The organism is Microcoleus sp. B5-D4, from assembly GCF_036705145.1.
GTDB lineage: Bacteria > Cyanobacteriota > Cyanobacteriia > Cyanobacteriales > Microcoleaceae > Microcoleus.
This window is the reverse complement of sequence record NZ_JAUBTV010000005.1, coordinates 89722-114118: the sequence shown is the minus strand read 5'-3', so window position 1 is coordinate 114118 and position 24397 is coordinate 89722. Positions and strand designations below refer to the sequence as shown.

21 protein-coding genes are annotated in these 24397 nt (G+C 45.4%); 11 read left to right on the top strand and 10 right to left on the bottom strand.

What is annotated here, in order from left to right:
- Nucleotides 1–96 precede the first annotated feature (96 nt).
- From QUB10_RS04140 to QUB10_RS04120, 5 genes are all read left to right on the top strand, one after another.
- Nucleotides 97–762, top strand: a complete 666-nt coding sequence (locus tag QUB10_RS04140; RefSeq protein WP_333199795.1) for a hypothetical protein — start codon at nucleotides 97–99, stop codon at nucleotides 760–762.
- A gap of 146 nt (nucleotides 763–908) precedes the next feature.
- Nucleotides 909–1331: a DUF202 domain-containing protein gene (locus QUB10_RS04135; protein WP_333199793.1), complete on the top strand. Its 423-nt coding sequence runs from the start codon at nucleotides 909–911 to the stop codon at nucleotides 1329–1331.
- Between the two features lie 15 nt (nucleotides 1332–1346).
- A complete protein-coding gene (locus tag QUB10_RS04130) occupies nucleotides 1347–1793 on the top strand; it encodes a DUF202 domain-containing protein (RefSeq protein WP_333199791.1) in 447 nt (148 codons plus the stop codon).
- A gap of 304 nt (nucleotides 1794–2097) precedes the next feature.
- Nucleotides 2098–2601: a hypothetical protein gene (locus QUB10_RS04125; protein WP_333199789.1), complete on the top strand. Its 504-nt coding sequence runs from the start codon at nucleotides 2098–2100 to the stop codon at nucleotides 2599–2601.
- Between the two features lie 304 nt (nucleotides 2602–2905).
- A complete protein-coding gene (locus tag QUB10_RS04120) occupies nucleotides 2906–3700 on the top strand; it encodes a sulfite exporter TauE/SafE family protein (protein WP_333199787.1) in 795 nt (264 codons plus the stop codon).
- Between the two features lie 359 nt (nucleotides 3701–4059).
- On the opposite strand, the gene cysK is transcribed toward QUB10_RS04120, so the two are convergent.
- Together cysK and QUB10_RS04110 are read right to left on the bottom strand one after the other, a co-directional pair.
- Nucleotides 4060–5040, bottom strand: a complete 981-nt coding sequence (gene cysK, locus QUB10_RS04115; protein ID WP_333199785.1) for a cysteine synthase A — start codon at nucleotides 5038–5040, stop codon at nucleotides 4060–4062.
- Between the two features lie 18 nt (nucleotides 5041–5058).
- The gene (locus QUB10_RS04110; protein WP_333199783.1) at nucleotides 5059–5496 is read right to left on the bottom strand and encodes an Rrf2 family transcriptional regulator; all 438 of its coding nucleotides are present in this window, start codon (nucleotides 5494–5496) and stop codon (nucleotides 5059–5061) included.
- 708 nt (nucleotides 5497–6204) lie between these two features.
- On the opposite strand from QUB10_RS04110, the gene QUB10_RS04105 reads away from it, so the two are divergent.
- Nucleotides 6205–7416, top strand: coding sequence for a transposase (locus tag QUB10_RS04105; RefSeq protein ID WP_333199781.1), 1212 nt, complete (start codon nucleotides 6205–6207; stop codon nucleotides 7414–7416).
- Nucleotides 7417–7427: 11 nt separating this feature from the next.
- Here QUB10_RS04105 and QUB10_RS04100 read toward each other — a convergent pair whose 3' ends face one another.
- The 6 genes from QUB10_RS04100 to QUB10_RS04075 all read right to left on the bottom strand — a co-directional run bounded on the left by QUB10_RS04100 (nucleotide 7428) and on the right by QUB10_RS04075 (nucleotide 12675).
- Nucleotides 7428–8012, bottom strand: a complete 585-nt coding sequence (locus QUB10_RS04100) for a Crp/Fnr family transcriptional regulator (protein WP_333199779.1) — start codon at nucleotides 8010–8012, stop codon at nucleotides 7428–7430.
- Nucleotides 8013–8099: 87 nt separating this feature from the next.
- The gene (cysE, locus tag QUB10_RS04095; protein WP_333199883.1) at nucleotides 8100–8831 is read right to left on the bottom strand and encodes a serine O-acetyltransferase; all 732 of its coding nucleotides are present in this window, start codon (nucleotides 8829–8831) and stop codon (nucleotides 8100–8102) included.
- 156 nt (nucleotides 8832–8987) lie between these two features.
- The gene (locus tag QUB10_RS04090; RefSeq protein ID WP_333199777.1) at nucleotides 8988–10931 is read right to left on the bottom strand and encodes an ATP-binding protein; all 1944 of its coding nucleotides are present in this window, start codon (nucleotides 10929–10931) and stop codon (nucleotides 8988–8990) included.
- Between the two features lie 220 nt (nucleotides 10932–11151).
- Nucleotides 11152–12183 carry a sulfate/molybdate ABC transporter ATP-binding protein gene (locus tag QUB10_RS04085; protein WP_333199775.1) on the bottom strand — a complete coding sequence of 344 codons (1032 nt, stop codon included), beginning with the start codon at nucleotides 12181–12183 and terminating at the stop codon, nucleotides 11152–11154.
- A 77-nt stretch (nucleotides 12184–12260) separates the two neighbouring features.
- Nucleotides 12261–12419, bottom strand: coding sequence for a hypothetical protein (locus QUB10_RS04080; protein WP_333199773.1), 159 nt, complete (start codon nucleotides 12417–12419; stop codon nucleotides 12261–12263).
- A 43-nt stretch (nucleotides 12420–12462) separates the two neighbouring features.
- On the bottom strand, nucleotides 12463–12675 hold the full coding sequence (locus QUB10_RS04075) for a hypothetical protein (RefSeq protein ID WP_333151208.1): 213 nt from the start codon (nucleotides 12673–12675) through the stop codon (nucleotides 12463–12465).
- A 183-nt stretch (nucleotides 12676–12858) separates the two neighbouring features.
- Between QUB10_RS04075 and gltD the strand changes: the two genes are divergently transcribed.
- The 3 genes from gltD to QUB10_RS04060 all read left to right on the top strand — a co-directional run bounded on the left by gltD (nucleotide 12859) and on the right by QUB10_RS04060 (nucleotide 18431).
- Nucleotides 12859–14343 (top strand): glutamate synthase small subunit, encoded by a 1485-nt coding sequence (gltD, locus tag QUB10_RS04070; RefSeq protein ID WP_333151210.1) that lies wholly within the window; start codon nucleotides 12859–12861, stop codon nucleotides 14341–14343.
- A gap of 475 nt (nucleotides 14344–14818) precedes the next feature.
- The gene (locus QUB10_RS04065; RefSeq protein WP_333151212.1) at nucleotides 14819–16186 is read left to right on the top strand and encodes a P-loop NTPase fold protein; all 1368 of its coding nucleotides are present in this window, start codon (nucleotides 14819–14821) and stop codon (nucleotides 16184–16186) included.
- Complete coding sequence (locus QUB10_RS04060; protein WP_333151214.1) at nucleotides 16122–18431, top strand: tetratricopeptide repeat protein; 2310 nt, start codon at nucleotides 16122–16124, stop codon at nucleotides 18429–18431. Before QUB10_RS04065 ends, QUB10_RS04060 begins: the two co-directional genes overlap by 65 nt.
- 222 nt (nucleotides 18432–18653) lie before the next feature.
- On the opposite strand, the gene priA is transcribed toward QUB10_RS04060, so the two are convergent.
- The gene (priA, locus tag QUB10_RS04055) at nucleotides 18654–21215 is read right to left on the bottom strand and encodes a primosomal protein N' (RefSeq protein WP_333151216.1); all 2562 of its coding nucleotides are present in this window, start codon (nucleotides 21213–21215) and stop codon (nucleotides 18654–18656) included.
- A 79-nt stretch (nucleotides 21216–21294) separates the two neighbouring features.
- On the bottom strand, nucleotides 21295–22365 hold the full coding sequence (locus tag QUB10_RS04050; protein ID WP_333199771.1) for an ATP-binding protein: 1071 nt from the start codon (nucleotides 22363–22365) through the stop codon (nucleotides 21295–21297).
- Nucleotides 22366–22979: 614 nt separating this feature from the next.
- Here QUB10_RS04050 and QUB10_RS04045 point away from each other — a divergent pair.
- Nucleotides 22980–23924 carry a fused MFS/spermidine synthase gene (locus tag QUB10_RS04045; protein WP_333199769.1) on the top strand — a complete coding sequence of 315 codons (945 nt, stop codon included), beginning with the start codon at nucleotides 22980–22982 and terminating at the stop codon, nucleotides 23922–23924.
- Nucleotides 23925–23963: 39 nt separating this feature from the next.
- Nucleotides 23964–24134 carry a YqaE/Pmp3 family membrane protein gene (locus QUB10_RS04040; RefSeq protein WP_333199767.1) on the top strand — a complete coding sequence of 57 codons (171 nt, stop codon included), beginning with the start codon at nucleotides 23964–23966 and terminating at the stop codon, nucleotides 24132–24134.
- The last annotated feature ends 263 nt before the right edge of the window (nucleotides 24135–24397 follow it).

Sequence of the window (24397 nt, the reverse complement as noted above, 5' to 3'; positions counted from 1 at the left end):
AACCAGTTAAAGAGATATTGTTTTTGCCTAAGTCCTAAAATAGCAAGCAAACAGAAAGTTGGAAAAAACCTGACAATCGAGAAAAGGAGAAAAATTGTGAAAATCTTCAAATTTGTTTTAGTGCTGTTGGTAATGGCCGCCAATTTAGTATTCGTTCCCCCATCTTGGGCAGACGCTCCAAAAACGCCGAAATATGCGAGCAATCCCGACTACATAGAAGTGACTCAAGCTCTGAACACTCTCAAGGCAGCGAAAGACGCACCCGATACCGCCCAGAATTATACCCCTGAGCAACTTCAGCAAAAAATCTCTCAATTGGAGTTTCAAAAATACACTTTAGAAACTGGAAAACCTTGGGGTCAGTGCCGCAACGAGACAGGAAAAACCCTGGCTGTCTACGGCCAGAAACGCAAAAAAGCAGCTTCTTCTTCTTACGAGAATGCCCTTTATTTTCTAGCTGACGGCCAAACAACTGAACATAAATGGGATTGCGATGGAATTTATCTACCCAGCGATATCAAAGCAACTGATTTAAGAACGACAGATCAACCTTCAGAAGAATTGACGGGGGGTCTAGCTGTTAAGATAGTTGACGGAACTCAAGTTGTAGCCAGAGCTAATCCCGATACGGGGGCTGTAGAATTCAACGTTCCTACTGCTAAGGTTTTCCAGCCTGGGGATGCGAATTGGTTTGTTCCTGATGTGACTCAGGCTTACATAGATACGCAAGTTCCCAACGCCCCTACTGAGGAAAATGATTAGGTTTGGTGAAGTTGTAATGCGATCGGCTGTGTAAAGCCCGTTGCAACGCAAAATCCCGCCGGGTATAAATACCCGGCGGATAATCGTCCCAGCGCAAATATATCGGTTTACCTTCTCATTTCCAGTAAAAATTAAAAGGTTTATCTATGCTATTAAATTGGAAATCCACAAAAGTAATTACAGAAAAGATTAAGCGACCAAATCCGTCGCGGGTGCGGGATCACTTGGCAAACGAGCGCACTTATTTAGCATGGATGCGGACAGCAATATCGCTGATGGGTTTTGGCGTAGTTATCGTGCGCCTTCGCACCTTTCATCCCCCTCTACTCCCAACTCCCGGCAATGGCTGGAAGTTGGGTTTGCTTTTTTCAGCAGTGGGTTTGCTGACGGTGTTATTCTCAACTAAGCACTACTTTGGTGTCCGTCAGGATATCGATTACGATACTTATGAACCTACGGATCGCTGGGTAATTCTTTTTAGCCTCGCGATCGCACTCCTAGGGGCTGGGGTAATTTATTATATGTTCACCGTTCCTTCTAGCTCATTTGGTTTGATGGCACCTGAATAATGGTGGCGGTTCACTATGAATATTAAAGAGTTCGATCGCGTGCAATTATCGTTCCAACCGATGCCAGTAGATGATGAGAAACCAAACCTGCAAAATCTGTCGCGGGCGATCGATCGATCGGCAAATGAGCGCACCTTCTTAGCATGGATGCGGGCTGCGATCGCCCTCATGGCTTTTGGCGTCGTCATCATCCGACTTCGCGTCGTGCAAATGCCCGTACATTACCGTCAGGCGATGGGGTGGAAGTTGGGTTTAATCTTCTCTCTAATAGGTTGGGTGACAGTCTTAATCTCAACTAAGCACTACTTCACCGTTCGCCACCAAATTGACCACGATACCTACAATCCCCCTGACGGCATGGTTTTATTTTTCAGTTCCGCTGTGGGCTTATTGGGGATTGGAGTAATTTATTCAATTTTGGCAACCGCCCTGAGCCCAAGTAGTCTTGTAATACCCGATTGATTGCAAAAAGGACATCAGGCAGCATTAGACAAAATTGCAAAAATAATTAGGACGGGCTAGAAGCCCATCCCACAAAATTTTTTTTCTTGTGGGATGGGCTTCTAGCCCGTCCGAAAATTTGATTAAAAGGACTTTTGCAATCTTGTCTGTTCTCAACAACCTGTCCCAGATCGATATTTTGCTGCCACAAAGAAAGTAGACTTACCCCTGTGCAGCTAAAGTACGGTAAGTCGATTGACTTACTAGACATAATTCAGCTTTGCTGTTAAACTACGGTAAGTCGAGCGAGTTATGAGCTATTAACGTGGAAAACGCTAAAAAAGTCAGTCAAGAGTACCAGCTTGCAGGACAACTTACCCAACAGTTGCCAGAAGCTAAGGGCTTTAACGAAGTCTGGTTTAAAAAAATCCGAGGCGGGTTGCTTCTGGCAATTGGATATTTGTTATCACCGCTGTGTTGGTGGAACGACATATTTTTCAATCTGCCAATTGCCTACGCCTTTGGGTATATCTTTAGTTGGCTTTCCCCAGATTTACTGTTTCCTTGCACAATTGTCGGCTACTGGCTTTCCAATATTGTGGGAATTCTGTTGATGCAGCTAGGAACTTTAGATGTTTTTACAGACAAACCCAAGGAAAAAAACCTCAAAAAAGAGTTATTAACGGGTTTAGTATCATCAACCGCCTTCACAGTTGTCATTGTGGCATTGATTCATTTTAATGTTCTCGATACTCCCGATTTCTTTTCCGGCCAGCAGTCGGTTAACCTCAGCTCTGCTTTACCTGTGACGCTCGTCACTTCAAGGTAAAAGGCAGAATATAAACCCCATAAATAAATCGAGGGTTTTCGAGCAGTTACACAGGGACATTTAAGAAAATCAGGGAGCTTTTACACTACAATTTGTGTAGGATTGTTTATTTGCATTTACTTACTTTTACCAAGAACATTGTTGCTGAAAACGCGACCAATCAAAAGTGTTGAAGAGACATTTTTTGGGTTAAAAATCTTGAGATGCAAGTGATATTTAGCCTGTGTAGCTGTGTTGTTCTAGCCACCCAAGTTATCTATTTGTTGGTTGGCAGCGCTTAAATACACAGTTTTTGGGCATAACAGTGAATTACTTATTACTATCGTTTCTCAGCTTTTTTGTGGGCATTATCGTTGGTTTTACCGGAGTTGGCGGAGCATCGCTCATCACCCCAATGTTAATTTTTGTTTTCCAGATTCCGGCATCAATTGCCATTAGTTCGGATGTCGTAGCTGCTACACTGATGAAAGTTGTTGGTGGCTTCAAACACTGGCAGCAAAAAACCCTCGACTTGCAAGTAGTTAAGTGGCTGGCATTGGGTAGCGTACCCGGTTCCCTGGCTGGCGTGTGGATTTTACACTGCATCAAATCCAGCGGAAGTCAGGACTTAGACAGCATATTGCTGCGCTGTCTCGGAGTAGGGATCGCACTAATTGTCGCTTTATCCCTGACCCAATTAGTGGTCAAAACATTTTTCCCTAGTTTTAAATTGCCTTCGCCCCCTAAATGGGACTTAAATACTAATTCTGGCCGTATTTGTACTGTGAGTGCTGCAGCAATTTTAGGCTGCATAGTGGGAATCACTAGCGTGTCTTCCGGTTCGATGTTTGCACTGTTGCTGATTGCTTTTTTCCGCCTGGATACTTCTAAATTGGTGGGTACAGATATTTCGCAGGCGGCAATTTTGTTGATGTTTACATCTCTGGGACACCTCAGCCTCGGAACGGTAGACTGGAGTTTAGTTTTGCCAATTTGGTTGGGTTCGGTGCCGGGAGTTTTAGTAGGTGCTAAATTCTGCCAAATTATGCCTCAACGCCCGCTAAAGTTTGTTATTTACGGAATGTTGGCGATGGCTAGTTGGAAGTTGTATCAAGTCTGAAAAGTAGGGTAATGTCAGGAGTATTGCTGTCAACAAATATGCGCTTTCGCTGCATTACGGCAGGGGTTTAAACCCCTGCCTCAAAGCTGAAGTCCTCGCTATGAGGACTATTAATATCATGTCCTATCGATTGACCGCGATTAAATGCCGGGGCGGGTTTACAGATTTTCCCGTTTCTATTCAATATCTGGGCGAACCCGCCCCTACAGGAATCATGGTTAATTGACCGGACATGATATAACTCATTAGTCCTAATAGCGAGGACTTTCGCTTTGAGCCAGGGAATTAATTCCCTGGCGGTCTTTCGGGTTAAGCTGATATCAATGCCGCAGGAGGGGCGATCGCCCGGTGCCTACAATTTAATACTTGCTGACTAATGCTTCAAGTTCGCTGACTGTCGGCAATTCAAAGTCTTTAAACAGCGCTGTACTGAGGTAGCGTTCGCCATAAGAGGGCTGCACAAAAACTATCAATTTTCCAGCATTTTCGGGACGCTTGCCGACTTGAATTGCGGCATACAAAGCGGCGCCGGCAGAAATTCCTGACAACAATCCTTCTTCTCTGGCAAGCCGGCGGCTGTAAGCGATCGCATCTGCGTCGCTAACTGCGATTGTTTCATCAATTAACTCGGGTTTCAACACTTCCGGGATGAATCCTGCACCAATCCCTTGAATTTTGTGAGCACCAGATTTGCCTCCAGAAAGCACGGGGCTGCTTGCGGGTTCAACTGCAATTACCCTAAAACTAGACTTTCGCGGTTTAATTACTTCAGCAACTCCCGTAATCGTACCGCCGGTGCCAACTCCAGCAACTAAAAAATCTACTTTACCCTCTGTATCTTCCCAAATTTCCTCGGCCGTTGTCTCCCGGTGAATTTTTGGATTAGCGGGGTTGCGAAACTGTTGCAGCATGAAAGCATCGGGGGTTTCTTCTACAATTTCTTCCGCACGGGCGATCGCGCTTAACATCCCTTCATGTCCCGGAGTTAATTCCAACTGAGCTCCGTAAGCTTTTAACATCGATCGGCGTTCCGTACTCATCGTATCCGGCATCGTTAAAATCAGACTGTACCCTTTCGCCGCCGCGATCATTGCCAAAGCAATTCCCGTATTTCCTGAAGTTGGTTCAACTAAAATAGTTTTCCCCGGTTGAATTAACCCCGCATCTTCTGCAGCCTGAATCATGCTCGCTGCAATCCGATCTTTCACCGAAGCAGCCGGATTCATCCCTTCCAATTTTGCCACAATTTGAGCAACTACTCCTTCGGCTTGGGGAATTTTATTGAGCTGAACTAAAGGAGTTCTGCCAATTATTCCTGTAACATCCTTAGCAATTCTCATGGCTTAATTTCTCTCCACTTAAATGTAGTACATGGGATGTGCTTGTTTGCGAACATCCCGCTGTTCGCACAAATCTTGTAATGTATATTTCCCCAAAACAGCCCAAGATGCCTGTTGAGCTTCCTGCCAGATTTCTAGCACCGCAGTTTTTTCTATTGTTACAGATTCCGAAACTTTTTGGGTCGGGCTGCTGCCGGATCCTTCGAGTGTCGAAAACACCTCTAGCAAAGTAATCTGCCAAGGCTCTTTCGCCAGCAAATAACCGCCTTTAGCACCCCGCAAACTCTGGACAATACTTGCACGCCGCAGCACGGCAAGAATTTGGTCTAGATAGCGTTCGGGTATCTCACCAGAAGCAGTAAGTTCGCTTACTGTTAGGGGCGAATCCTTCGGGTAGTGGCTCGCCAGTTCCAAGAGCGCTAACAGGGCATATTGTACTCTAGAAGATAGTTCCACATTCCCCACTGGCGATCGAGTTTAAATTGTACATTCTATCATAGTACACAATTCCGGTAGGTGTACAGGTGTTAGTATATTTTTATTACAAAAACGGTTGGAGAAATCCCGTGAGCAACGTAAATGTAGGTTTAAGCTGTCGGCACTGTCGGTATTACGAGCAGCACGGGCACAGGGGTGGAAACTGCCTGATGCTCGGCGTGGGGGTACAGGGTGGGTGGAAAGCTTGCTCCTTCTTGGTTCCACCCTTTTCACCGTCTTGGGAATACCCAGAAGCGGGTAGAGCCCGAAAGTCTCAAATGTTGCAGGGAGCGAGTATATTAGAGGCAATACCGCCCCCTTAAAGTAAGGGCTAAGTAGGTAGGCGGATATATGCTGTGTCATCGTTAAGTTGATTCATACTCACCTACTTGGCGGCAGTCAACAGGTGCGAGATATCGCATCTGTTGGCAGTGAGAAGAAAGACATCAGGAGAAATATAAAAGCAAGTGCGATCGTCACCCTTGCTTTTGACCTTATTGACCAGTGGAGGAGAAAATTTAATAAATGCAAATTCTCACAAAACTGGGTTTAAAACCCCGTCCTTGTAGGACGGCTTTCTCTTAATTTAGGGATACGCCCGTACTTGTGTTTGTATATTTTTGTGAATAATTCGGCAATATTAAGCCAGCCCCGCTAGCATAAAGATATCGTGATGAGGTCGAAGTCATGCTAGTTTTTGAGTTCAAAGCATTCGGTAAAAAACAGCAATTTGACGCTGTAGACGAAGCAATTAGAACGGTGCAGTTCATCCGCAACAAAGCATTGCGCTTTTGGATGGAAAACACAAAAGTCGATAAATACGGCTTAAACAAGTACAGCGCTGTTCTAGCTAAAGAATTCCCGTTTTGCGATGACTTAAACAGCATGGCTCGCCAATCTAGCTCAGAAAGAGCGTGGTCGGCGATCTCCCGATTCTATGACAACTGTAAAAAGAAAGTCCCAGGAAAAAAAGGATTCCCGCAATTCCAGAAAGACAACCGCTCGGTCGAATACAAGACTACTGGCTGGCGTCTGGCAGATGACCGGAAATCTATTACTTTTACCGATAAGAAAGGAATCGGGAAACTCAAATTAAAAGGAACGCGCGACTTGCATTTCTACCAACGCAGTCAAATCAAGCGAGTGCGCTTGGTAAAGCGAGCAGACGGATATTACGTCCAGTTCTGCATTCAAGTTGATCGCTCTGAGAAGATTGAAATTACTGGCAACGCCATTGGATTAGACGTGGGACTAAAAGAGTTCTACACAGATTCCAATGGTGTTGCAGTCGAAAATCCGCGATTTCTGGGCAAGTCCGAGCGCAGGTTAAAAAAAGCCCAAAGACGAGTTGCCAAACGAGTCAAGGGTTCGCAAAATAGAAAAAAGGCTAGAGTGATTTTAGGAAAGCGCCACCTCAAAATAAGTAGGCAACGTAAAGATTTTGCCGTGAAATTGGCAAGATGTGTGATCCAGTCTAGCGACTGTGTAGCCTACGAAGATTTGAGGAGTAAAAATATGGTGAAGAATCACTGTCTAGCGAAATCGATTAACGACGCATCTTGGTATATGTTCCGAGTGTGGTTGGAATATTTCGGCAAAGTATTCGGAAGAATTACGATTGCCGTGCCAGCCAATGGAACAAGTCAAGAATGCTCTAACTGCGGAACAATTGTTAAGAAAACTCTATCAACGCGAACCCATGCTTGTCGGTGTGGATGCGTATTAGATCGTGATTGGAATGCCGCTAAAAATATTCTAAGTCGGGGATTGAGTACGGTGGGGCACACCGGAACTTGGATTTTAGATCCGAACGCTTGTGGAGAATTGACCGCTACCGATGTTGAAGTAATTCTGCATCGGCAAGTCGATTCTGCGAATCAAGAATCCCCTCGCCTTTAGGCAGGGGAGTGTCAAATTTCGTAGTGCCACACCTCAGAAGGTTGCAGAATAATCCGGTGGAGTGGCAGACGATCTATCAAGCCTTGCTGCTCAAAATGACCGAGGGTGCGAGTGACAGTTACGCGACTTGTACCGATAATTTCTGCAATGTCCTGATGCGTTAAAATCATATCGATCAGATGTCCTCGCTCTACCTCAGAACCAAACCTCTTAGCCAGCCAAGTTAATAGTTGATAGAGCATAAAATCAACTCTTTTGTAACCTCGCATTACCATAAAATCTTCAGCCTGCTGAATGTGACGGAGCAAAATATCTCTATTTAGCCAGCGATCGCCCGATAGTAAAATTGCCTCGACTTTAGTGAGGCATTCAATTTGAAAAGGATCGCATTTTGAGATCGGTTTGCCGATCGTATCACCAGGCCCCCACAATCCCAAGGTGATAATTGTGCCATCTTCAAGCCACGTTACAGTTCGCACTACTCCAGTTTCAATTCGCCACAGAGCATTGCTTCTGTTCGGCAAGTGCGAGCGGCGAGAAAATATATGTCTGCTCGTTTCATCAAAAGTTTTAGTGGAAAGAGAAGCAATAGTCATAGCCAGTTACTGAAAGAATAAAAGTTAGTTTGTCCAATGACAGCAGGAGAGTGTGGTTGGCAAAAATCTATATAAATTAAAGCTTTACTAGATTCCTGCACCGTCTAAAAACTGTGTAATGAATAAATCAGAAGACAAGAATAATTCATGTTTTTTGACCTCTGCTTGCTCTGATTGAGTTGTTTTGAGTGGAGATTGTTGAGATTTCAAAAAAGCAACCTGCTCTTCTAAATCCTTAATTCTATCGAACAAAGCTCGAATCGCTTGAGCTTCCAAATCCGGTAGACCTTGAGAATTTTGACCATCTTCCACCTGCTTTTTCCTAGAGATAATGCGGCCGGGAATTCCCACAACTGTGCAATCGCTAGGGACATCCCGTAGCACTACCGAACCCGCACCAATCCGAACATTATTGCCAATTTGAATATTGCCTAAAACTTTAGCACCGGCTCCTACCACGACATTTTCTCCCAGCGTTGGATGCCGTTTTCCTATTTCTTTACCCGTGCCGCCAATGGTCGCTCCTTGATAAATTACAGCATAATCTCCAACGATCGCAGTTTCGCCAATTACCACCCCCATGCCGTGGTCGATAAACACGCCCCTACCAATTTTCGCTCCTGGGTGGATCTCAATACCTGTTAAAAAGCGACTTAGTTGGGAAATCAAGCGCGGTACAAACGGAAGGCCCGCGGAATAAAGCCAGTGTGCTATCCGGTGGAAAAAAAGTGCTTGCAGTCCGGGATAGCAAAATAATACTTCCAGCCAGTTGCGCGCCGCGGGGTCGCGTTCGTAAATAATTTGCAAGTCACTGAACATATTTAGTCCCGCCGTGTTTGGGTTATACAGTATCGGCAGTGCCGACGGTTTAAGCTGCATAAAGCAGTATTGGTTGTGGCATTATTACATATAATACTATAACTCGACCGAGTTACAGTAGTTAATGGAAAAAATTTTTTCCTTCCCCAGCCCTTTCTAAGCTGCCTCGGATATTTTCCGCGAAACAAACGGTACAGCTTGTCTGACTTCTTGCCGCAGCGGAATCTCGATCGAGAATTGGGTCCCCAATCCCGGTGTCGAATCGCAGCGCAGCGCACCTTTGTGCTTTTCTACGACAATTTTATAGCTGATTGACAGTCCCAATCCTGTCCCTTTTCCCACAGGTTTAGTAGTAAAGAACGGGTCAAACAGCCGTTTTTTGACATTTTCTGCCATACCGGGGCCGTTGTCAGATATCCGCACAATTATTTTATCGGGGATCGAATATTCTGTGGTTATGGCGATCGCGATCGGATTGGCTTCCGCTGCTTTGGGCCCGCGATCGAGGTTGTAACTCTCAAGGGCGTCGATCGCATTAGCCAGAATATTCATGAACACCTGATTTAATTGTCCGGCATAGCACTCTACTAAAGGTAAATGGCTGTAGTTTTTAAGAATCTCGATCGCCGGGCGATCGGCTGTAGCTTTCAGGCGACTTTGCAGAATTAGCAGAGTGCTGTCAATGCCTTCATGGATATTGACAGGTTTCATTTCGCTTTCGTCTAGGCGAGAGAAATTTCGCAAAGATTGAACAATTTGAACAATGCGATCGGCTCCTATTTTCATCGAAGACAGCAGTTGCGGCAAATCTTTACTGAGAAAGTCAAAGTCAATATTTTGTAAATACTGGGCAATTTCCGATGGAGGGGATAAATAGTGTTTTTGGTAGAGTTTTACCAACTCTAACAAATCGCTAGTATATGCCCTGGCGTGGTGGATATTGCCGTAAATAAAATTAATAGGATTGTTAACTTCGTGGGCGACACCAGCAACTAATAAACCCAAACTTGACATCTTTTCCTGCTGAATTAGTTGAGCTTGAGTTTGTTGCAACTGTTGCAAAGTTTTCTCTAGCTGTTGAGATTTAGCCCTGCGTTCTGCTGCGATCTTTTCAATTTTTTCTGTATAACTTAACAAGCTCATCAGGTAAAGTGTTGCCACCAGAGTTAAGATTGTCCCCAGAATTAAAACCGTCAAAGAACGCCAAAATTTTAGAGGATTAATGTACTCTGGCGTCAGCCGTAATTGCAGCAACCACCTGCGATTTTCAATATTGAGGATGCGGGTGCAACTGCTGCCGTCTGGGCAGTAAGCTCTTTCCCCAATTGGGATTTTATTTTTAATTTTTTCATCGGTAATTATCCTTTTTGTCTTGGCTTCATAAAAAGCAAGAAACCTTTCTGCTTCAGGAGCCATAGCATCTTGAAGATAAACGTTAACAAAGTTGAGGTTAGTTTCCTGTAAAGCCGATTTGACAATAGCATCAACCAGCAAAACGCCAAAAGTAAAACCTTTCAAATTTTCTGGTGAGCGAGCAGGTAAATTTGGCTGCAATTCGGCGCCATCGTCAGCAGAATTTTGAGTAAAAATTGGCATGAAGACGAAGACGATGGGTTGATTTTGCGAAGACATTTTTTGGCGATCTGTCGCGGTAATTTCTTGTCTTTTGGTGGCGTTTTCTAACGCTACCCGATTGGCCGTTAAATCTAAACCTAAATCTATTTCCTCTGTCAGGAATTGCGGAGAGTCAGAAACACTGGGCAGCCAAGCGATCGCCTTCAGGCTCGGATGCCGGTAGAGGGCAGGCCCAACAAATGTCTTCATTTCTGGTTTTTTAACGCCGTCAAATACGCTGTAAAATGCTCCAGCAGCCCGAATTATTTCTAAATTGCCGCTAACATCTCTCTGAATGTCTGTAGCTATTTTGTCCAGCCGGTCTTGCAGTTCGGCTTGCATGGATTTGTATTCCCAATTGTACGCAACTGAAGAGGCGATCGCAGACAGTCCCAATCCTGCACAAAGTGTTAATCCTGCCTGGATGTAACGGCGATAAGCAAGTAAAGTGCTAGTTGCTAAATTCTTGAATTTGTTAGCAGTCATATTCTTCACCTATCTTGTTTCTAGTTCTCCGTCTCAGGCAGAGCCTGAGATTTCTCGTTTTTCTCGTTCCCAGGCTCTGCCTGGGAATGAATTTCAGGAGGCTCTGCCTCCGATTTAGAGCCACGAGACAGCATTACCAGGCACGAGCCTGGTAACGATGTGGGAGCAGTGTTTTGTAAAAGCTCCCCGATAGTATTTTGAGTAAGATGCAGCCGCTGATTTAAATTGAATAAACAGGGAAAGTCATCGCGTGTTTGGGCTTGACGTAAACCTGCTGATCTCGCGTTAACTGTAGAGAATCGAAGCGCTCGCGACTCACGTAAGCTGTTACTACCTGCTGCGATTCTAACAGTAACTCGGTTTGTATTTCCCGCCCTAAATGAATGATGCGGCTGACTGTTGCTAATGCAAAACCAGACTCCGGCTTAGTTTTAATTTCCACATCGTGGGGGCGCAAAAACACTACTTCAGAATGGGCGGCTCCGTTCTTGTGAGCCGTTGTGGCGTTGCTGGCGAACAAACCCGCAGTATTCGAGAGCACATTGACCGGCCCAATAAAACTCATCACAAAAGCTGACGCCGGTTTGTCGTAAATTTCAGCAGGAGTGCCAACTTGTTCGACTTTACCTTTGTTCATCACCACAATTTCATCGGCTACTTCCATAGCTTCTTCTTGGTCGTGAGTCACAAAAACTGTGGTGATGTTAACTTCTTTGTGAAGGTTGTGCAGCCACGATCGCAATTCTTTGCGTACTTTAGCATCTAATGCTCCAAAAGGTTCGTCTAGCAGCAGCACTTTCGGTTGAACTGCGAGAGCTCTGGCCAAAGCAACCCGCTGCCGCTGGCCCCCGGAAAGTTGCGAAGGATAGCGATCGCCCAAACCTGTCAACTGCACTAAATCCAAAAGTTCATCAACCCGCCTGCGAATAGAGTCTTTAGGAACTTTGCGAATTTCCATCGCAAAAGCAATATTTTTCCGAATACTCATGTGTTTGAACAAAGCATAGTGCTGAAACACAAAACCAATATGCCGTTCCTGCACCGACTGCTGGGTAGCATCCTCCCCGATCAAGTAAATATGACCCGTGTCCGGCGGTTCGAGTCCGGCAATCATCCTCAGCAGAGTCGATTTCCCCGAACCGGAAGGCCCTAAAAGCGCGACTAGAGAGCCGTTTTTTATTTTCAAACTCACGTTGTCAATGGCGTGGAAGGAGCCGAAGTGTTTCGATACGTTCTCAATTGTAATGCTCATGACTTTGTGTACCTATTTTAGGAGTTGATGGTATTAACTCCATATATCTGACCGATTTACAGTAGTATATCCTGAAATTAATATTTGGCAAGGCCTGTAACTTTTTGTATTGTATTTCGAGCCCTGCTGATGGGGACGGCGCTTGAAAGTTGATGCTGGCGGGCCGTCTGAGTTAACCCGCGAGAGTTTTCAGATGTGGCTTTAGCCGTAAATGCGATCGTCGGAGAATAAGCCATGCTGAAATTACGTAGAAACCGGGTTTGATGGAGGGGGAGCATCTCATATTTGTAAAAATACTTCTTCTGGCTCCTTCCTTCTGGCTCCTTCCTTCTGCCTCTTTCCTTCTGCCTCCTGCCTCCTGCCTCCTGCCTCAAAACTCCAATTTCTAGCGGAGGGCTGCAAAGGTGAGATGCTCCCGATGGACGAAAATACTGCATCAAAACCTTTAAAACCTTTAATCCCCGTAAAAAACCCGGTTTCTTTGCTGTCCATCTATCTATATTTTACCGCTGCCGACAATTCCCCGACTCCCGGCGATATTAAAGATTTCATGTACAAATTGCTCAATCTGAGGTGCGATCGCACACAATTTAGATCACAATAGTTAATTCAGAAGCCCGCCAGCTTCACCTTTGAGAAACTGACAGAATAGTAAATTCTAACCAGAACACCACTATGGGAAAACCAACAGGCTTTATCGAATTCTTGCGCGAATTGCCCTCCGAACTCTCACCAGTCGAGAGAGTCCACAACTGGGACGAATTTCACCTGCCAATGGATGAGGACAAACTCCGCACCCAAGGCGCGCGCTGCATGGATTGCGGCATTCCGTTTTGCCACACGGGCACAATTATCAGCGGCATGGCAAGCGGCTGCCCGATTAACAACCTCATCCCCGAATGGAACGACCTAGTATATCGCGGACTGTGGAAAGAAGCCCTAGACAGACTCCACAAAACGAACAACTTCCCTGAATTCACCGGCCGCGTCTGTCCCGCACCCTGCGAAGGCGCTTGCGTGCTCGGCATCAACAACCCGCCAGTCACGATTAAAAACATCGAAGCCTCGATTATCGACAAAGGCTGGGATGAAGGCTGGATTACCGCCGAACCCCCCGCTAAACGCACCGGCAAAAAAATCGCCGTCATCGGTTCCGGGCCCGCCGGTTTGTCCGCCGCCGCGCAACTCAACAAAGCTGGTCATTGGGTAACAGTATACGAAAGAGCCGATCGACCAGGCGGCCTGCTAATGTATGGCATCCCCAACATGAAGCTAGACAAAGAACAAGTCGTCATGCGCCGCCTGAAAGTCCTCGAAGACGAAGGCGTGACATTCGTCTGCAACACCGAAGTCGGCAAAGACTTACCAGCAGAACAACTGCTAAAAGAATACGACTCAGTTGTGCTCTGTACCGGCGCCACCAAACCGCGCGACTTGGGCATTGAAGGCCGCGAATTAAAAGGTATCCACTTCGCAATGGACTTCCTGACAGCCAACACCAAAGCAGTTTTAGACAAGAGCACAAACGATAACTTCATCTCCGCCGAAGGCAAAGATATCGTGATCATCGGCGGTGGCGACACCGGCACCGACTGCGTGGGCACCTCCATCCGCCACGGCTGCAAAAGCCTGGTACAGCTAGAAATCCTGCCCAAACCGCCCTCGGAACGCGCCGCCAACAATCCCTGGCCCGAATGGCCGAAAGTCTACCGCCTCGACTACGGCCAAGAAGAAGCGGCAGCCAAATTCGGCGACGACCCCCGCGGCTATCTCACCACGGCGACAAAGTTCGAGGGCGACGAAAACGGCAATGTCAAAGCCGTGCACACCGTTGAGGTGGAGTGGGCGAAAAACGAGAAAGGGCAGTTCATTCCGAAACACATCCCCGGCACCGAAAAAGTGTTGCCCGCACAGCTTGTCTTGCTAGCGATGGGCTTCCTCGGCCCGGAACAGCCCTTGCTGGATGACTTGGGATTGGAACGCGACGCGCGCAGCAACGTGAAAGCGGATCACGAAAAGTATACAACCAGCATTCCGGGAGTTTTCGCGGCTGGAGACTGTCGCCGGGGACAAAGTTTGGTGGTTTGGGCGATTAATGAAGGGCGCGGCGTGGCCCGGGAGTGCGACCTTTATCTGATGGGGAGTACGGATTTGCCTTAGTTGGTAGGATTTACAGTACGGACACGGCGCCGTGCCCAAGGCGTGTCAACTTAAGCTTTTCGTCCGCCAGTCCTCCCGCCTACCCGGCAGTCCGCCAGGGAATGAATTCCCTGTCTAATAGCGAAAGTCCTCTGAAGAGGACTAATCGGTTTACCAGTCTTTTTCTCAGTCCTCATAGCGAGGACTTTTGCTTTGAGGCAGGGGTTTCAACCCCTGCCGGACTGCGGGTTTAACGCCCTTGTTGACAGGATCAAGGACACGGCGCCGTGCCGTTTCCCTACCGTTGAATCTGTACTTCACTCGGCTGAAAACTGGTATATTACCCATTAGTTTGTAGTAAGGACTTCAGTCCTTTTTTTTCTAAGGACTTTAGTCCTGACTGCGAACCTATTTTGCTAAAATACAAGTACATAAACAACTTAACTTTGATACATTGTTCAGGTTTCCTGCAACAAATATACTAAATTAAAAACTTATGACCACTAATCCTATCAACCGCGCAACTACCCTCAAAACTGCTTATCAAGTCTGTAATCCTCTCCAATCCTTAGAAGGTGCAGATCTCGATCGCTATTATGTTGATTTATCGGATGTTCGCAAAACCGAAGCGATCGCAGGTGTCAGTAATATTTTAGACTGTCAAGAACCCGAACAGTTTACCACAATCCTGTTTACCGGACATCGCGGCTGTGGCAAAAGTACCGAATTGAAGCGAATTCAAAAAGAGTGGGAAAAAGATTATCGCGTCATTTATCTGGAAGTCAACGAAGAGACAGATATTAATGATGTCGGTTATACAGATTTCTATTTAATTGCCATTAAGCGAGTTGAGTTTGAAATGCGGCGGCTGGGGCTGAAATTAGATTCTCGGCTGATGGATAATTTTGAGGCTTGGTTTAAGGATGTCACCGAAGAAACAGAACGAACAGTTGAAAGTTCAATCAGTATCGAAGGAGAAGCAACTTTGGGGCCGGAAGCTCCATTTTTAGCGAAGTTGTTGGTCAAGTTACTGGCACAAATCAAAGGTTCTGATAAGCAGAAAAAAACAATTCGCCAAACTTTAGAAAAAGATATCTCTCGATTGAAAGCCGATATTAACTTGCTGTTAAATGATGCTGTCAAAAAGCTGCGTAAAAAGTTTCCCAACTATAAAGGTTTTTTAATTATATTTGATAATTTAGACCGCGTTCCTCCCAAGGTGGCAAACCATTTATTTTTTGACTATGCCGCTCAACTTCAAGAACTGAACTGTACGATGATTTATACAGTTCCGCTGGGAGCTCTGTACTCGTCTCAAAATGCCGTCAAGAATTTTGATTGTCCTCACATTGTCCCTATGGTCAATATTTATGAATTTAATCGAGATAGCTGTGACTTAAACTACAATGAAGTTAGCTTAAATGCTATGGCTAGTTTAATCGAACGTCGAGTTGAAGTTGACACAATCTTTGAGTCCCGCGAACAATTGCTGGAAGTGGCAAAAGCCAGCGGCGGTCATGTTCGCCAACTCATCCAGATTATGCGAACTGCTTCCATAACAGCTAGAGGTCGCGGTCACGATAAAATAATGGCTGAAGATGTTACCTATGCAATCAAACAAGAACAATTTAATTTTGAACGGATTATCCCGCAAAATCATTATCCACTTTTAGCTCAAGTTTGTTTGACAAAAAATATTAATAAAGATGAAATCAGTGAATTGATGTTATTCAATCTTTCGGTTTTGGAATACAACGGCAAAAATCGATGGAACTATCCGAATCCGGTGGTGAAGCAAAATGAAGAATTCCAAAAAGCTCTCCGAGATGCCAGAGAATCCAATGTTAACCCAGAACGATCGTAATTCACAACAAATTGGGCGATTTTTAGCTGTAAATCAGCAAGCATTTACTCAACTTTTGACGTTTGTTGATTTTTCGGATAATTTGACTATCGGGTTTGCAGAAGTTAATTTTAATGCTGAAGCGGATTTGTTAATTGAGGGATTGAAAACTCATCCGATTTCTCAAGAAACTCAATTTGAAGTTGTGAGTTTTGATGAGAATTTGCGTTTTCTCCGAGATGAAATTATCAAGATTTTACCTACTATTAAGCGAGAGCCAAATAAAAAATTAGTTTTAATTGTGCGGGGATTGGAAAAGTCGATCGGCAAATTTGACGAATATCCTCCGGTATTACAAGACCTTAATTGGGTGCGAGATGCTTATAAAACCAGCGTTCCGCATCCGATCCTGTTTGTTTTGCCGGACTATGCGATTACTCGTTTGGCGAAGTTTGCACCGGATTTTTGGGCGTGGAAATCGGGGGTATTTCTGTTTAAAACTACTCAAGCTACTAGAGATGAAGCCGTTGCTCGAACTCTCGATCTGGAAAAAATTTTTAGGACATTAAACCCACCGGAGAAGAAAGAAAGAATAGAACTTTTAGAGTCTTTGTTGATGGAATACAGTCCGAGCCATTCTGGTTCTGAAAAAAATCCTAGTGCTTGCAGCAACATTTTACATCAATTAGGAGTTGCTTATCTCAGTCAAGAAAAGCCAGCTAAAGCGAGAGAATATTTAGAAAAAGCATTGGAGTTGACTGTTGAAACAAAAAATTTAGCGCTGCAAGCTCAAGTATACCAGGGATTGGGAGAATCTTATCAGCAAGAGCAACAATTTTTGGCGGCAGTGAATGCCTATCAAAAATCGCTGGAAATTGCCCGCAAACAGGAAAACCGCCACGGGGAAGCTAATGCTTTATATGGTTTGGGTAATGTCTTTCAGAAGTTGCGGGATTGGTCACAAGCAAAGGTTTTTTATCAGGAATATTTAGAGATTGCACAAGCAGTAGGGAATATTTACTTGCAAGCTATTGCCTATTTACTGTTAGGATGGGTAGCAAAAGAAATGTGGAATCTGAATGAGGCTGAGTGGTATTATCAACAAATTTTAGAAAAATTCAGTGAATTGCCAGATGTTCCCTTTGTTATGATAATTAGTTTATTATTGGGAGAAATTGAGCTAAAGCGTGGCAATTGGGATGAAGGAGAGAGATTGTACCGGCAATCTTTGGAATTGATGACAAAATTGGGCGATCTCTCTGGTATGGCAACTTGTTTGGGACAATTGGGAGATATTGAGCGAAATCGCGGTAATTGGGATGAAGCTGAGAGATTGTACCGACAATGTTTGGAATTAAGGACAGAATTAGGAGATCGCTCTGGCATGGCAACTTGTTGGGGACAATTGGGAGATATTGAGCGATGGCGTGGCAATTGGGATGAAGCCGAGAGATTATACCGACAATGTTTGGAAATTATGACAGAATTAGGCGATCGCTCTGTTATGTCAAGTAGTTGGGGAGTATTGGGAGATATTGAGCTAAAGCGTGGTAATTGGGATGAAGCTGAAAGATTATACCGACAATGTTTAGAATTTAAGACAGAATTGGGAGATAGTTCTGGTATGGCCACTTGTTGGAGACAATTGGGAGATATCGAGCGAAATCGCGGCAATTGGGATGAAGCGGAGAGATTGTACCGGCAATCTTTGGAAGTTGAGAGAGGATTGGGAGATCGCTCTGGTATAGCAACTTGCTGGGAGCTATTGGGAGATATCGAGTTAAGACGTGGCAATTGGGATAAAGCGGAGATATTGTATCAGCAATCTTTGCAATTAAGGACAGAATTAGGAGATCGGTCTGGTATGGCAATTTGTTGGGGACTATTGGGAAATATAGAGAAAAATCTCGGCAATTGGGATGAAGCTGAGAAATTGTACCGACAATGTTTGGAATTTAAGACAAAATTGGGCGATCGCTCCGGTATGGCAAGTTTGAGCGGTTGTTTGGGAGAAATTGAGATGCTTAGGGGTAACTTGGATGCAGCAGAACCCCTTTTAAAAGAGTCTTTAGCGAAGTTAGAAGAACTAGGAGAACCTAGCAAAATTGCCGATGCCAACTACGATTTAGCACGACTTGAACGCAAACGCAACAACCCAGAACTTGCCCAACAACATTACAACAGTGCCCATCAAATTTTTCAACAATTGGGAGCCGCGAAAGACTTGGAAAAAATCGAGCGAGAGTGGCACAACCCGGATGTTTAAGTAATATCAAATCCGATATTTATCGGAATTATTCATCTCTCTCATCTCTTCCTCTGCGTTCTCTGCGTTCTCTGCGTTCTCTGCGGTTAAATCATTCCAATGCAACCAGAATTAATATAACGGAGGACACGGCAATGCCGTTTCCCTACCCCAAAATAATCGTAGGGGCGGTGCCCCCGTGCCCGCCCTCTCCTGTGCCCGATCGCATTTCTCCACCACCAATCAACCAAAATTCAACGGATCGACATCAATAGTTAAACTAACAGAACGCGGGGTGCGATCGCGCAACCCGATCAAATCAGACAAATCCACCGACTCATCCAAAGGCAACTTCAGCAAAATCTGCCACCGATAGCGATTTGCCACCCGCATAATCGCCGCCGGTGCAGGCCCCAACAACTCACACCCCGGTACAGACAATCGCTCAATATACTCCTGACAAACAGACGCTAATTGTACCGCCGTCACCGCAACTTCCGCCGCATCTACACTGCTCAACCGCAACAAAATCAGCCGCCCCGAAGGAGGATAATTCAGCGCCGCTCTTTCTGCCAATTCTGTTTCCACAAAACCCGCATATTCGTGCCGCCTAACTGCTTGAATAACCCGATGTTCGGGAGTGTAAGTTTGAATAATTACCCGCCCCGGATCGTCGCCTCTGCCCGCACGCCCCGCGACTTGAGTTAATGTTTGAAAAGCTCGTTCGCTGGCCCGATAATCTGATAAGTTCAGCAACCCGTCAGCCGACACAACTCCCACCAATGTGACTCCAGCTAAATCTAGCCCTTTCGTCAGCATTTGCGTACCCAACAAAATGTCAGCTTCCCCATTAGCAAATTGCGTTAACAATCTGCGGTGATCCCCCTTATTTCTAGTGGTATCGCTGTCAAACCGAATTGCCCGCAATTGGGGAAACAATCTCGTTAATTCCTGTTCGACTCGCTGAGTGCCACTACCAAAGTTTTTGAAGTAAGGAGAACTGCAATCCGGGCAGTTTTGCGGGTGTCGTTCCGTGTGGTTGCAGTAGTGACACCGCAACACTTCTGCTGTTCCTTCGCCGACGTGGTGATAAGACAGGGAAACATCGCAATTCGGGCATTCCATTACATAGCCGCAACTTCGACAAGAGACAAAGGTACTGTGTCCTCTTCTGTGAATAAATAGAATACCTTGCTGTTGTCTTGCTTGCAATTGTTCCAGCGCGTTTTGCAGGGAAGCACTAAAAATTGAGCGGTTTCCTTGCCGCAATTCTTGGCGCATATCGACTATTTCCACAGGCGGCATCGGCCGGGAATAAATGCGATCGGGCAATGATAAATAATGGATATTTGGTAACGAGTAATAATCTCGGCGCGTCCCCACCAAAGTCTCTAATGCTGGCGTTGCGGAACCTAAAATTAAGGGACAATTTTCTAATTCGGCGCGCCATTTGGCAACGGTGCGGGCGTGGTAGCAGGGGGCTGGTTGGTCTTGTTTGAAGCTGCTGTCGTGTTCTTCATCGAGGATAATTAAGCCGAGGTGAGGTAAAGGTGCAAAAATGGCCGATCGCGTGCCGATGACAATTTGCGGGGTTCCAGTCAGCATCTGACGCCATGTATCGTAACGTTCGCCGTCGGATAGGGCGCTGTGGTACACGCAAATTTGCTCGCCAAAACGGGCTCGGAATCTGTCTGTAAGTTGCGGTGTGAGGCCGATTTCGGGAACGAGCACGAGGGCGGATTTGCCGCTGGCTAAGATTGGGGCGATCGCCTGCAAATACACTTCGGTTTTCCCGGAACCTGTAACGCCGTGCAGCAGCACTTGACGGAATCCCGAAAAAGAGTTAATAAACGCTAAAGCTTCAGCTTGAAAATGAGTTAAAGTTTTGGGTGCATCGGGCAATTGAGAAATTCCGCGATCGCCCCTGAGAACTTCCCTTTGGTCAATTACAACGCTACCTTTTTGCTCCAAAGCTTTTACAACCGAAGAACTTGCACTGCAAATTCTCAACAAATCATTCAGCCACATTTCACCGCCGCCGCGCCGCAAAACTTCCAATACTTCTTGTTGCCGCTTGGTTAAATCTGTGACAAATGCACTAGCAATTAATGTCACTGCCGGTTTGAGTTGTGGTTTGGGAGGATTGGGAGGTTCTAAATAACTTTCTACCCAACCGCGTTTCAATAAATCTTTCAATCCCCGATAACTTCCCTTAACTTGGCGCTGGAGGTATTGCCAAGTGTAATCGCCGTTTTTTTGAGCTTGCAGCAATTGCAAAATTTGACTCGCGGCGGGATTGAGAAATGTTTCGGCATTCGGAGAAATTGCGTCCTTAATTAAGCGAATTCGGCGCACGGAACGGCTTAACAAACCGGGCGGCAGCGAGGCTCTAATTACTTGAATTAAAGGTGTACAATAATAGGTGGCAGTGCGATCGAGCAATTCCCAGTAAGTCGGTGGGAAAAAACCTGTACTGACAACATCTTCGACATCTTTAACTCGCGCCGGATCTAAGTCGGGCGGCAGTTGAGAAATGAACCGAATTGCGATCGCCCCTACCTGTTGACTGCCAAAGGGTACACTCAAGATATCCCCTGGTTGCACGGTAAGTTCCGCAGGTAAACGATAGGTAAATAACTTGTTTTCCTCCCCAGGGGAGTCCCCCGCAACCCTGAAAGGAGAGTCCACCAATACCTCGATCCACTCTGCTTGCACGGTGGGGCGTTGTGGCGGTTCGCTGCTGCCGTAGGATGCCCCGGCCTCTGCCGCTATAGGGGTTGACAAACCAAAAGTGACAGTAGACATAGGGTTGCACATCAAACTAGGAGGAGCCGCGGTCAAAGGGAGTTTTCATTATCCCTCAGTTTAGCTCGATCGATCGATCTTAGCTGCGGGAATTGGCGATCGGAATCTCGATCACGAATTCAGTCCCTTCTCCAATTGCGGATATGCACTCCAACCTCCCGCCGTGTTTGTCCACAACAATCTGATAGCTAATTGACAATCCCAAACCCGTCCCGTGACCAACTGGTTTGGTGGTGAAAAACGGATCGAAAATTTTTGCTTTTACAGATTCATTCATTCCCAGACCATTATCTTTGATGCTAATTCTTGCCCAATTATCGGAAATAATAGAAGTAGTAATTGTCATCTGGATAGGGTTGGCTTCGATATCGTCCACTGAAGACTTTTGCTCTCGCTCCCGCAGGGCATCAACAGCATTATTAATAATGTTCATAAATACCTGATTTAATTGCCCCGCATAACACTCTACCTTGGGCAAGTCTCCATTATTTTTAATAAGATTAATAGCGGAATAACCGGATTTTTCTTTAGTTAAGTGCTGCAAAATTAACAAGGTGCTGTCAATTCCTTCGTGAATGTTAACTGGTTTCTTTTCACCTTCATCTACCCGCGCAAAGTTGCGTAAAGTCAACACAATTTCGCGGATGCGCTCGGAGCCCACTTTCATTGACGAAAGAGTTTTCAAAAAATCTTCGCGCAAAAAGTCGATGTCAATTTTTTCCAGAAAAGCTTCAATCTCTGCATCTGTTTCGGGATACCTATCCTGGTACATTGCTAGCAATGTTAAAATGTCGCCAGCGTAGTCATTGACATAGGTAATATTGCCGTAGATGAAGTTGACGGGATTGTTGATTTCGTGGGCAATACCAGCTACCAAAATGCCCAAAGCCGACATTTTTTCGGCTTCGATCAATTTGAGCTGCGTTGTTTGCTGGTTTTGCAAAGCTTTTTCTAGTGTAGACATTCTTGCTTTTAAAATATTTTCGGAATCTCTAAATTCCTCAGTGAGCTTTTTTAGCAAAGATTCTTTTTCTTGATTAAGGGCTTGTAATTGGCTGCGTTCGGTTTCAGAATTTTCGAGTTTTTCCCGCAGCATTCGATTTTCATTTTCCAGCTCTTTGATTCTTTTTTCCCAGTCTGTTGGTTCCATCGGCTATTATTTTGAACCTAAAAATAGTGCCCTAACAGTTTAATCAGTAAATTTAGTTGCACCCTTTACCTAGTGATAAGTTTGTCGCACATCGCGTCGGCAATTTGGCCCGAAAAGTTCAACGCTGCCTTTATTTGGCTAGGTCTAAAAATCATATCTAATATACATTCTCAATGTCAAGTTATTAATAACAAGTCGGGTGAAAACCGATCGCTACTTTTATTCCCCGCTCTCGCATTTGCGGGGTTTTCATCCGATTATTGATAAATAAGCAGGCCGATCGCAAACTGATAAAGGCGGGCCCAGCGCGAAAAATTTCCCGATTCAGACAACATTTGTACAAAACCCGCCGGCAATGCAAAGCGAAAATATTAAATATGAGTGATCTCGACCGGGGGCGACGGGAAAAGTGATCTCGACTGGGCCCGCGCTCGCCCACAAGCAATCTCAAGTACCAAGCCAATTGCGAGTTCCCAGAACGCAATCACACTATAGCATTGCTGAGAAATCTCACTTTAATGTGTCGATCGTACTTACACACCCGCACCATTTTGTGCTAATAACTACTACTTGTGAGAACATCGACACAGCAGTTTATATTTGGAGAGTAATTGATGTCAGGTAGCGAAGTTCGTGCAGACTTTTGGATGAGCGAGTACATTACCCCTTGGGATATTTACGTTCACGGCGTCATCGCGGTGCTCGCTTACAAGAAAACAGCCTATCAAGAAATGTACGTAGTTCAGACCGGTACCTACGGCAAAGGCTTAGTTTTAGACGGTAAGTGGCAATCTTGTACAGGCGACGAGTTTCTGTACCACGAACCCCTGGTGCACCCAGCCATGATTTGTCACGGTTCACCCAAAAAAGTCCTCGTTCTCGGCGGCGGAGAAGGAGCTACAATTAGAGAAGTGCTGCGCTGGAAAACAGTTGAAAAAGTCGTGATGATCGACATTGACGGCGAAGTAGTAGAAGCTTGCCGCGAACACCTGCCCGAAATGCACCAAAATGCCTTTGACGACCCCCGCTGCGAAGTAGTAATCGGCGATGCTTTGGACTATTTAGACAAAACAGACAATGATTGGGATATTGTCATTTCTGACTTGTCCGATCCCATTGAAGAAGGCCCATCTTTCCAGTTGTTTACCAAGGAGTATTTTGAGAAAGTTCGCAGCGTAATGTCACCTAACGGATATTTCGTAGTGCAAGCCGGACCAGTTTCTCCTGCCGAAATGAAAATGCACGCTCGCATTGTAAATACCCTGAAATCTGTTTTCTCCAATGTTCAATCCTGCACCAGCTTTATTTCTACTTATGGAGCTCCTTGGGGTTTTGCCGTAGCTTCTAATCAAGAAATAAATACGCGACCCGATCCCGAAGTTACTGACAAATTACTCGCCGAGAAAACAACTGGCGGGTTGCGGATGTTCGATGGGATTACACTGTTGGGATTGATGCAAGTTCCCGGTCACTTACGACAGGTAATCGCCGCTGAAACCGAAGTTTACACTATGGCAGCACCGCCTAAGTTTTTCGGGAAAGGTTCGGTTAGTCAGTGAAGTTAAATTGGAAGAGAAAACTCGTTGGGAGTAACTGAGATGGGCAATTTACTTCGCATACTCGCTGCAATTTTTGTTCCCCCTGTGGGCGTATTTATGACTGTCGGCATCGGCAGAGATTTTTGGATCAACCTGGTTCTAAGCTGTTTTTTCTTGTTTCCGGGTACAATCCACGCTGTTTGGGTGATTGCTAAGCACGATCGAGGTTAAGTTCCTGTAGGGGCGGGTTCACCAACAATATTTATTAGCAGCGAAAGGGATAGATAAACCCGCCCCCACCCCACTAACAATCTGTATCTACCTTTATTTATAAAATACTGGAATAATGCAGATTGAGATTTACCGTTGGGTGGGGGCGGGTTTATTTAGATCGTGAATTACCGTCAGAGATTTGTGGTGAACCCGCCCCTACGATACAAATCAAATTATTTCCTATTTTATTTATAAAATACTGGAATAATGCAGATTGATAT

What these genes read in the sequence shown, in the direction of transcription:
- QUB10_RS04075 (WP_333151208.1), bottom strand. Translation starts at nt 12,675, where the DNA reads ATGGACAGCAAAGAAACCGGGTTTTTTACGGGGATTAAAGGTTTTAAA.
- QUB10_RS04100 (WP_333199779.1), bottom strand. Translation starts at nt 8,012, where the DNA reads ATGACTATTGCTTCTCTTTCCACTAAAACTTTTGATGAAACGAGCAGA.
- QUB10_RS04090 (WP_333199777.1), bottom strand. Translation starts at nt 10,931, where the DNA reads ATGACTGCTAACAAATTCAAGAATTTAGCAACTAGCACTTTACTTGCT.
- QUB10_RS04085 (WP_333199775.1), bottom strand. Translation starts at nt 12,183, where the DNA reads ATGAGCATTACAATTGAGAACGTATCGAAACACTTCGGCTCCTTCCAC.
- QUB10_RS04040 (WP_333199767.1), top strand. Translation starts at nt 23,964, where the DNA reads ATGGGCAATTTACTTCGCATACTCGCTGCAATTTTTGTTCCCCCTGTG.
- QUB10_RS04050 (WP_333199771.1), bottom strand. Translation starts at nt 22,365, where the DNA reads ATGGAACCAACAGACTGGGAAAAAAGAATCAAAGAGCTGGAAAATGAA.
- QUB10_RS04135 (WP_333199793.1), top strand. Translation starts at nt 909, where the DNA reads ATGCTATTAAATTGGAAATCCACAAAAGTAATTACAGAAAAGATTAAG.
- gltD (WP_333151210.1), top strand. Translation starts at nt 12,859, where the DNA reads ATGGGAAAACCAACAGGCTTTATCGAATTCTTGCGCGAATTGCCCTCC.
- QUB10_RS04105 (WP_333199781.1), top strand. Translation starts at nt 6,205, where the DNA reads ATGCTAGTTTTTGAGTTCAAAGCATTCGGTAAAAAACAGCAATTTGAC.
- cysK (WP_333199785.1), bottom strand. Translation starts at nt 5,040, where the DNA reads ATGAGAATTGCTAAGGATGTTACAGGAATAATTGGCAGAACTCCTTTA.
- QUB10_RS04045 (WP_333199769.1), top strand. Translation starts at nt 22,980, where the DNA reads ATGTCAGGTAGCGAAGTTCGTGCAGACTTTTGGATGAGCGAGTACATT.
- QUB10_RS04130 (WP_333199791.1), top strand. Translation starts at nt 1,347, where the DNA reads ATGAATATTAAAGAGTTCGATCGCGTGCAATTATCGTTCCAACCGATG.
- QUB10_RS04080 (WP_333199773.1), bottom strand. Translation starts at nt 12,419, where the DNA reads ATGGCTTATTCTCCGACGATCGCATTTACGGCTAAAGCCACATCTGAA.
- cysE (WP_333199883.1), bottom strand. Translation starts at nt 8,831, where the DNA reads ATGTTCAGTGACTTGCAAATTATTTACGAACGCGACCCCGCGGCGCGC.
- QUB10_RS04060 (WP_333151214.1), top strand. Translation starts at nt 16,122, where the DNA reads ATGAAGAATTCCAAAAAGCTCTCCGAGATGCCAGAGAATCCAATGTTA.
- QUB10_RS04065 (WP_333151212.1), top strand. Translation starts at nt 14,819, where the DNA reads ATGACCACTAATCCTATCAACCGCGCAACTACCCTCAAAACTGCTTAT.
- priA (WP_333151216.1), bottom strand. Translation starts at nt 21,215, where the DNA reads ATGTCTACTGTCACTTTTGGTTTGTCAACCCCTATAGCGGCAGAGGCC.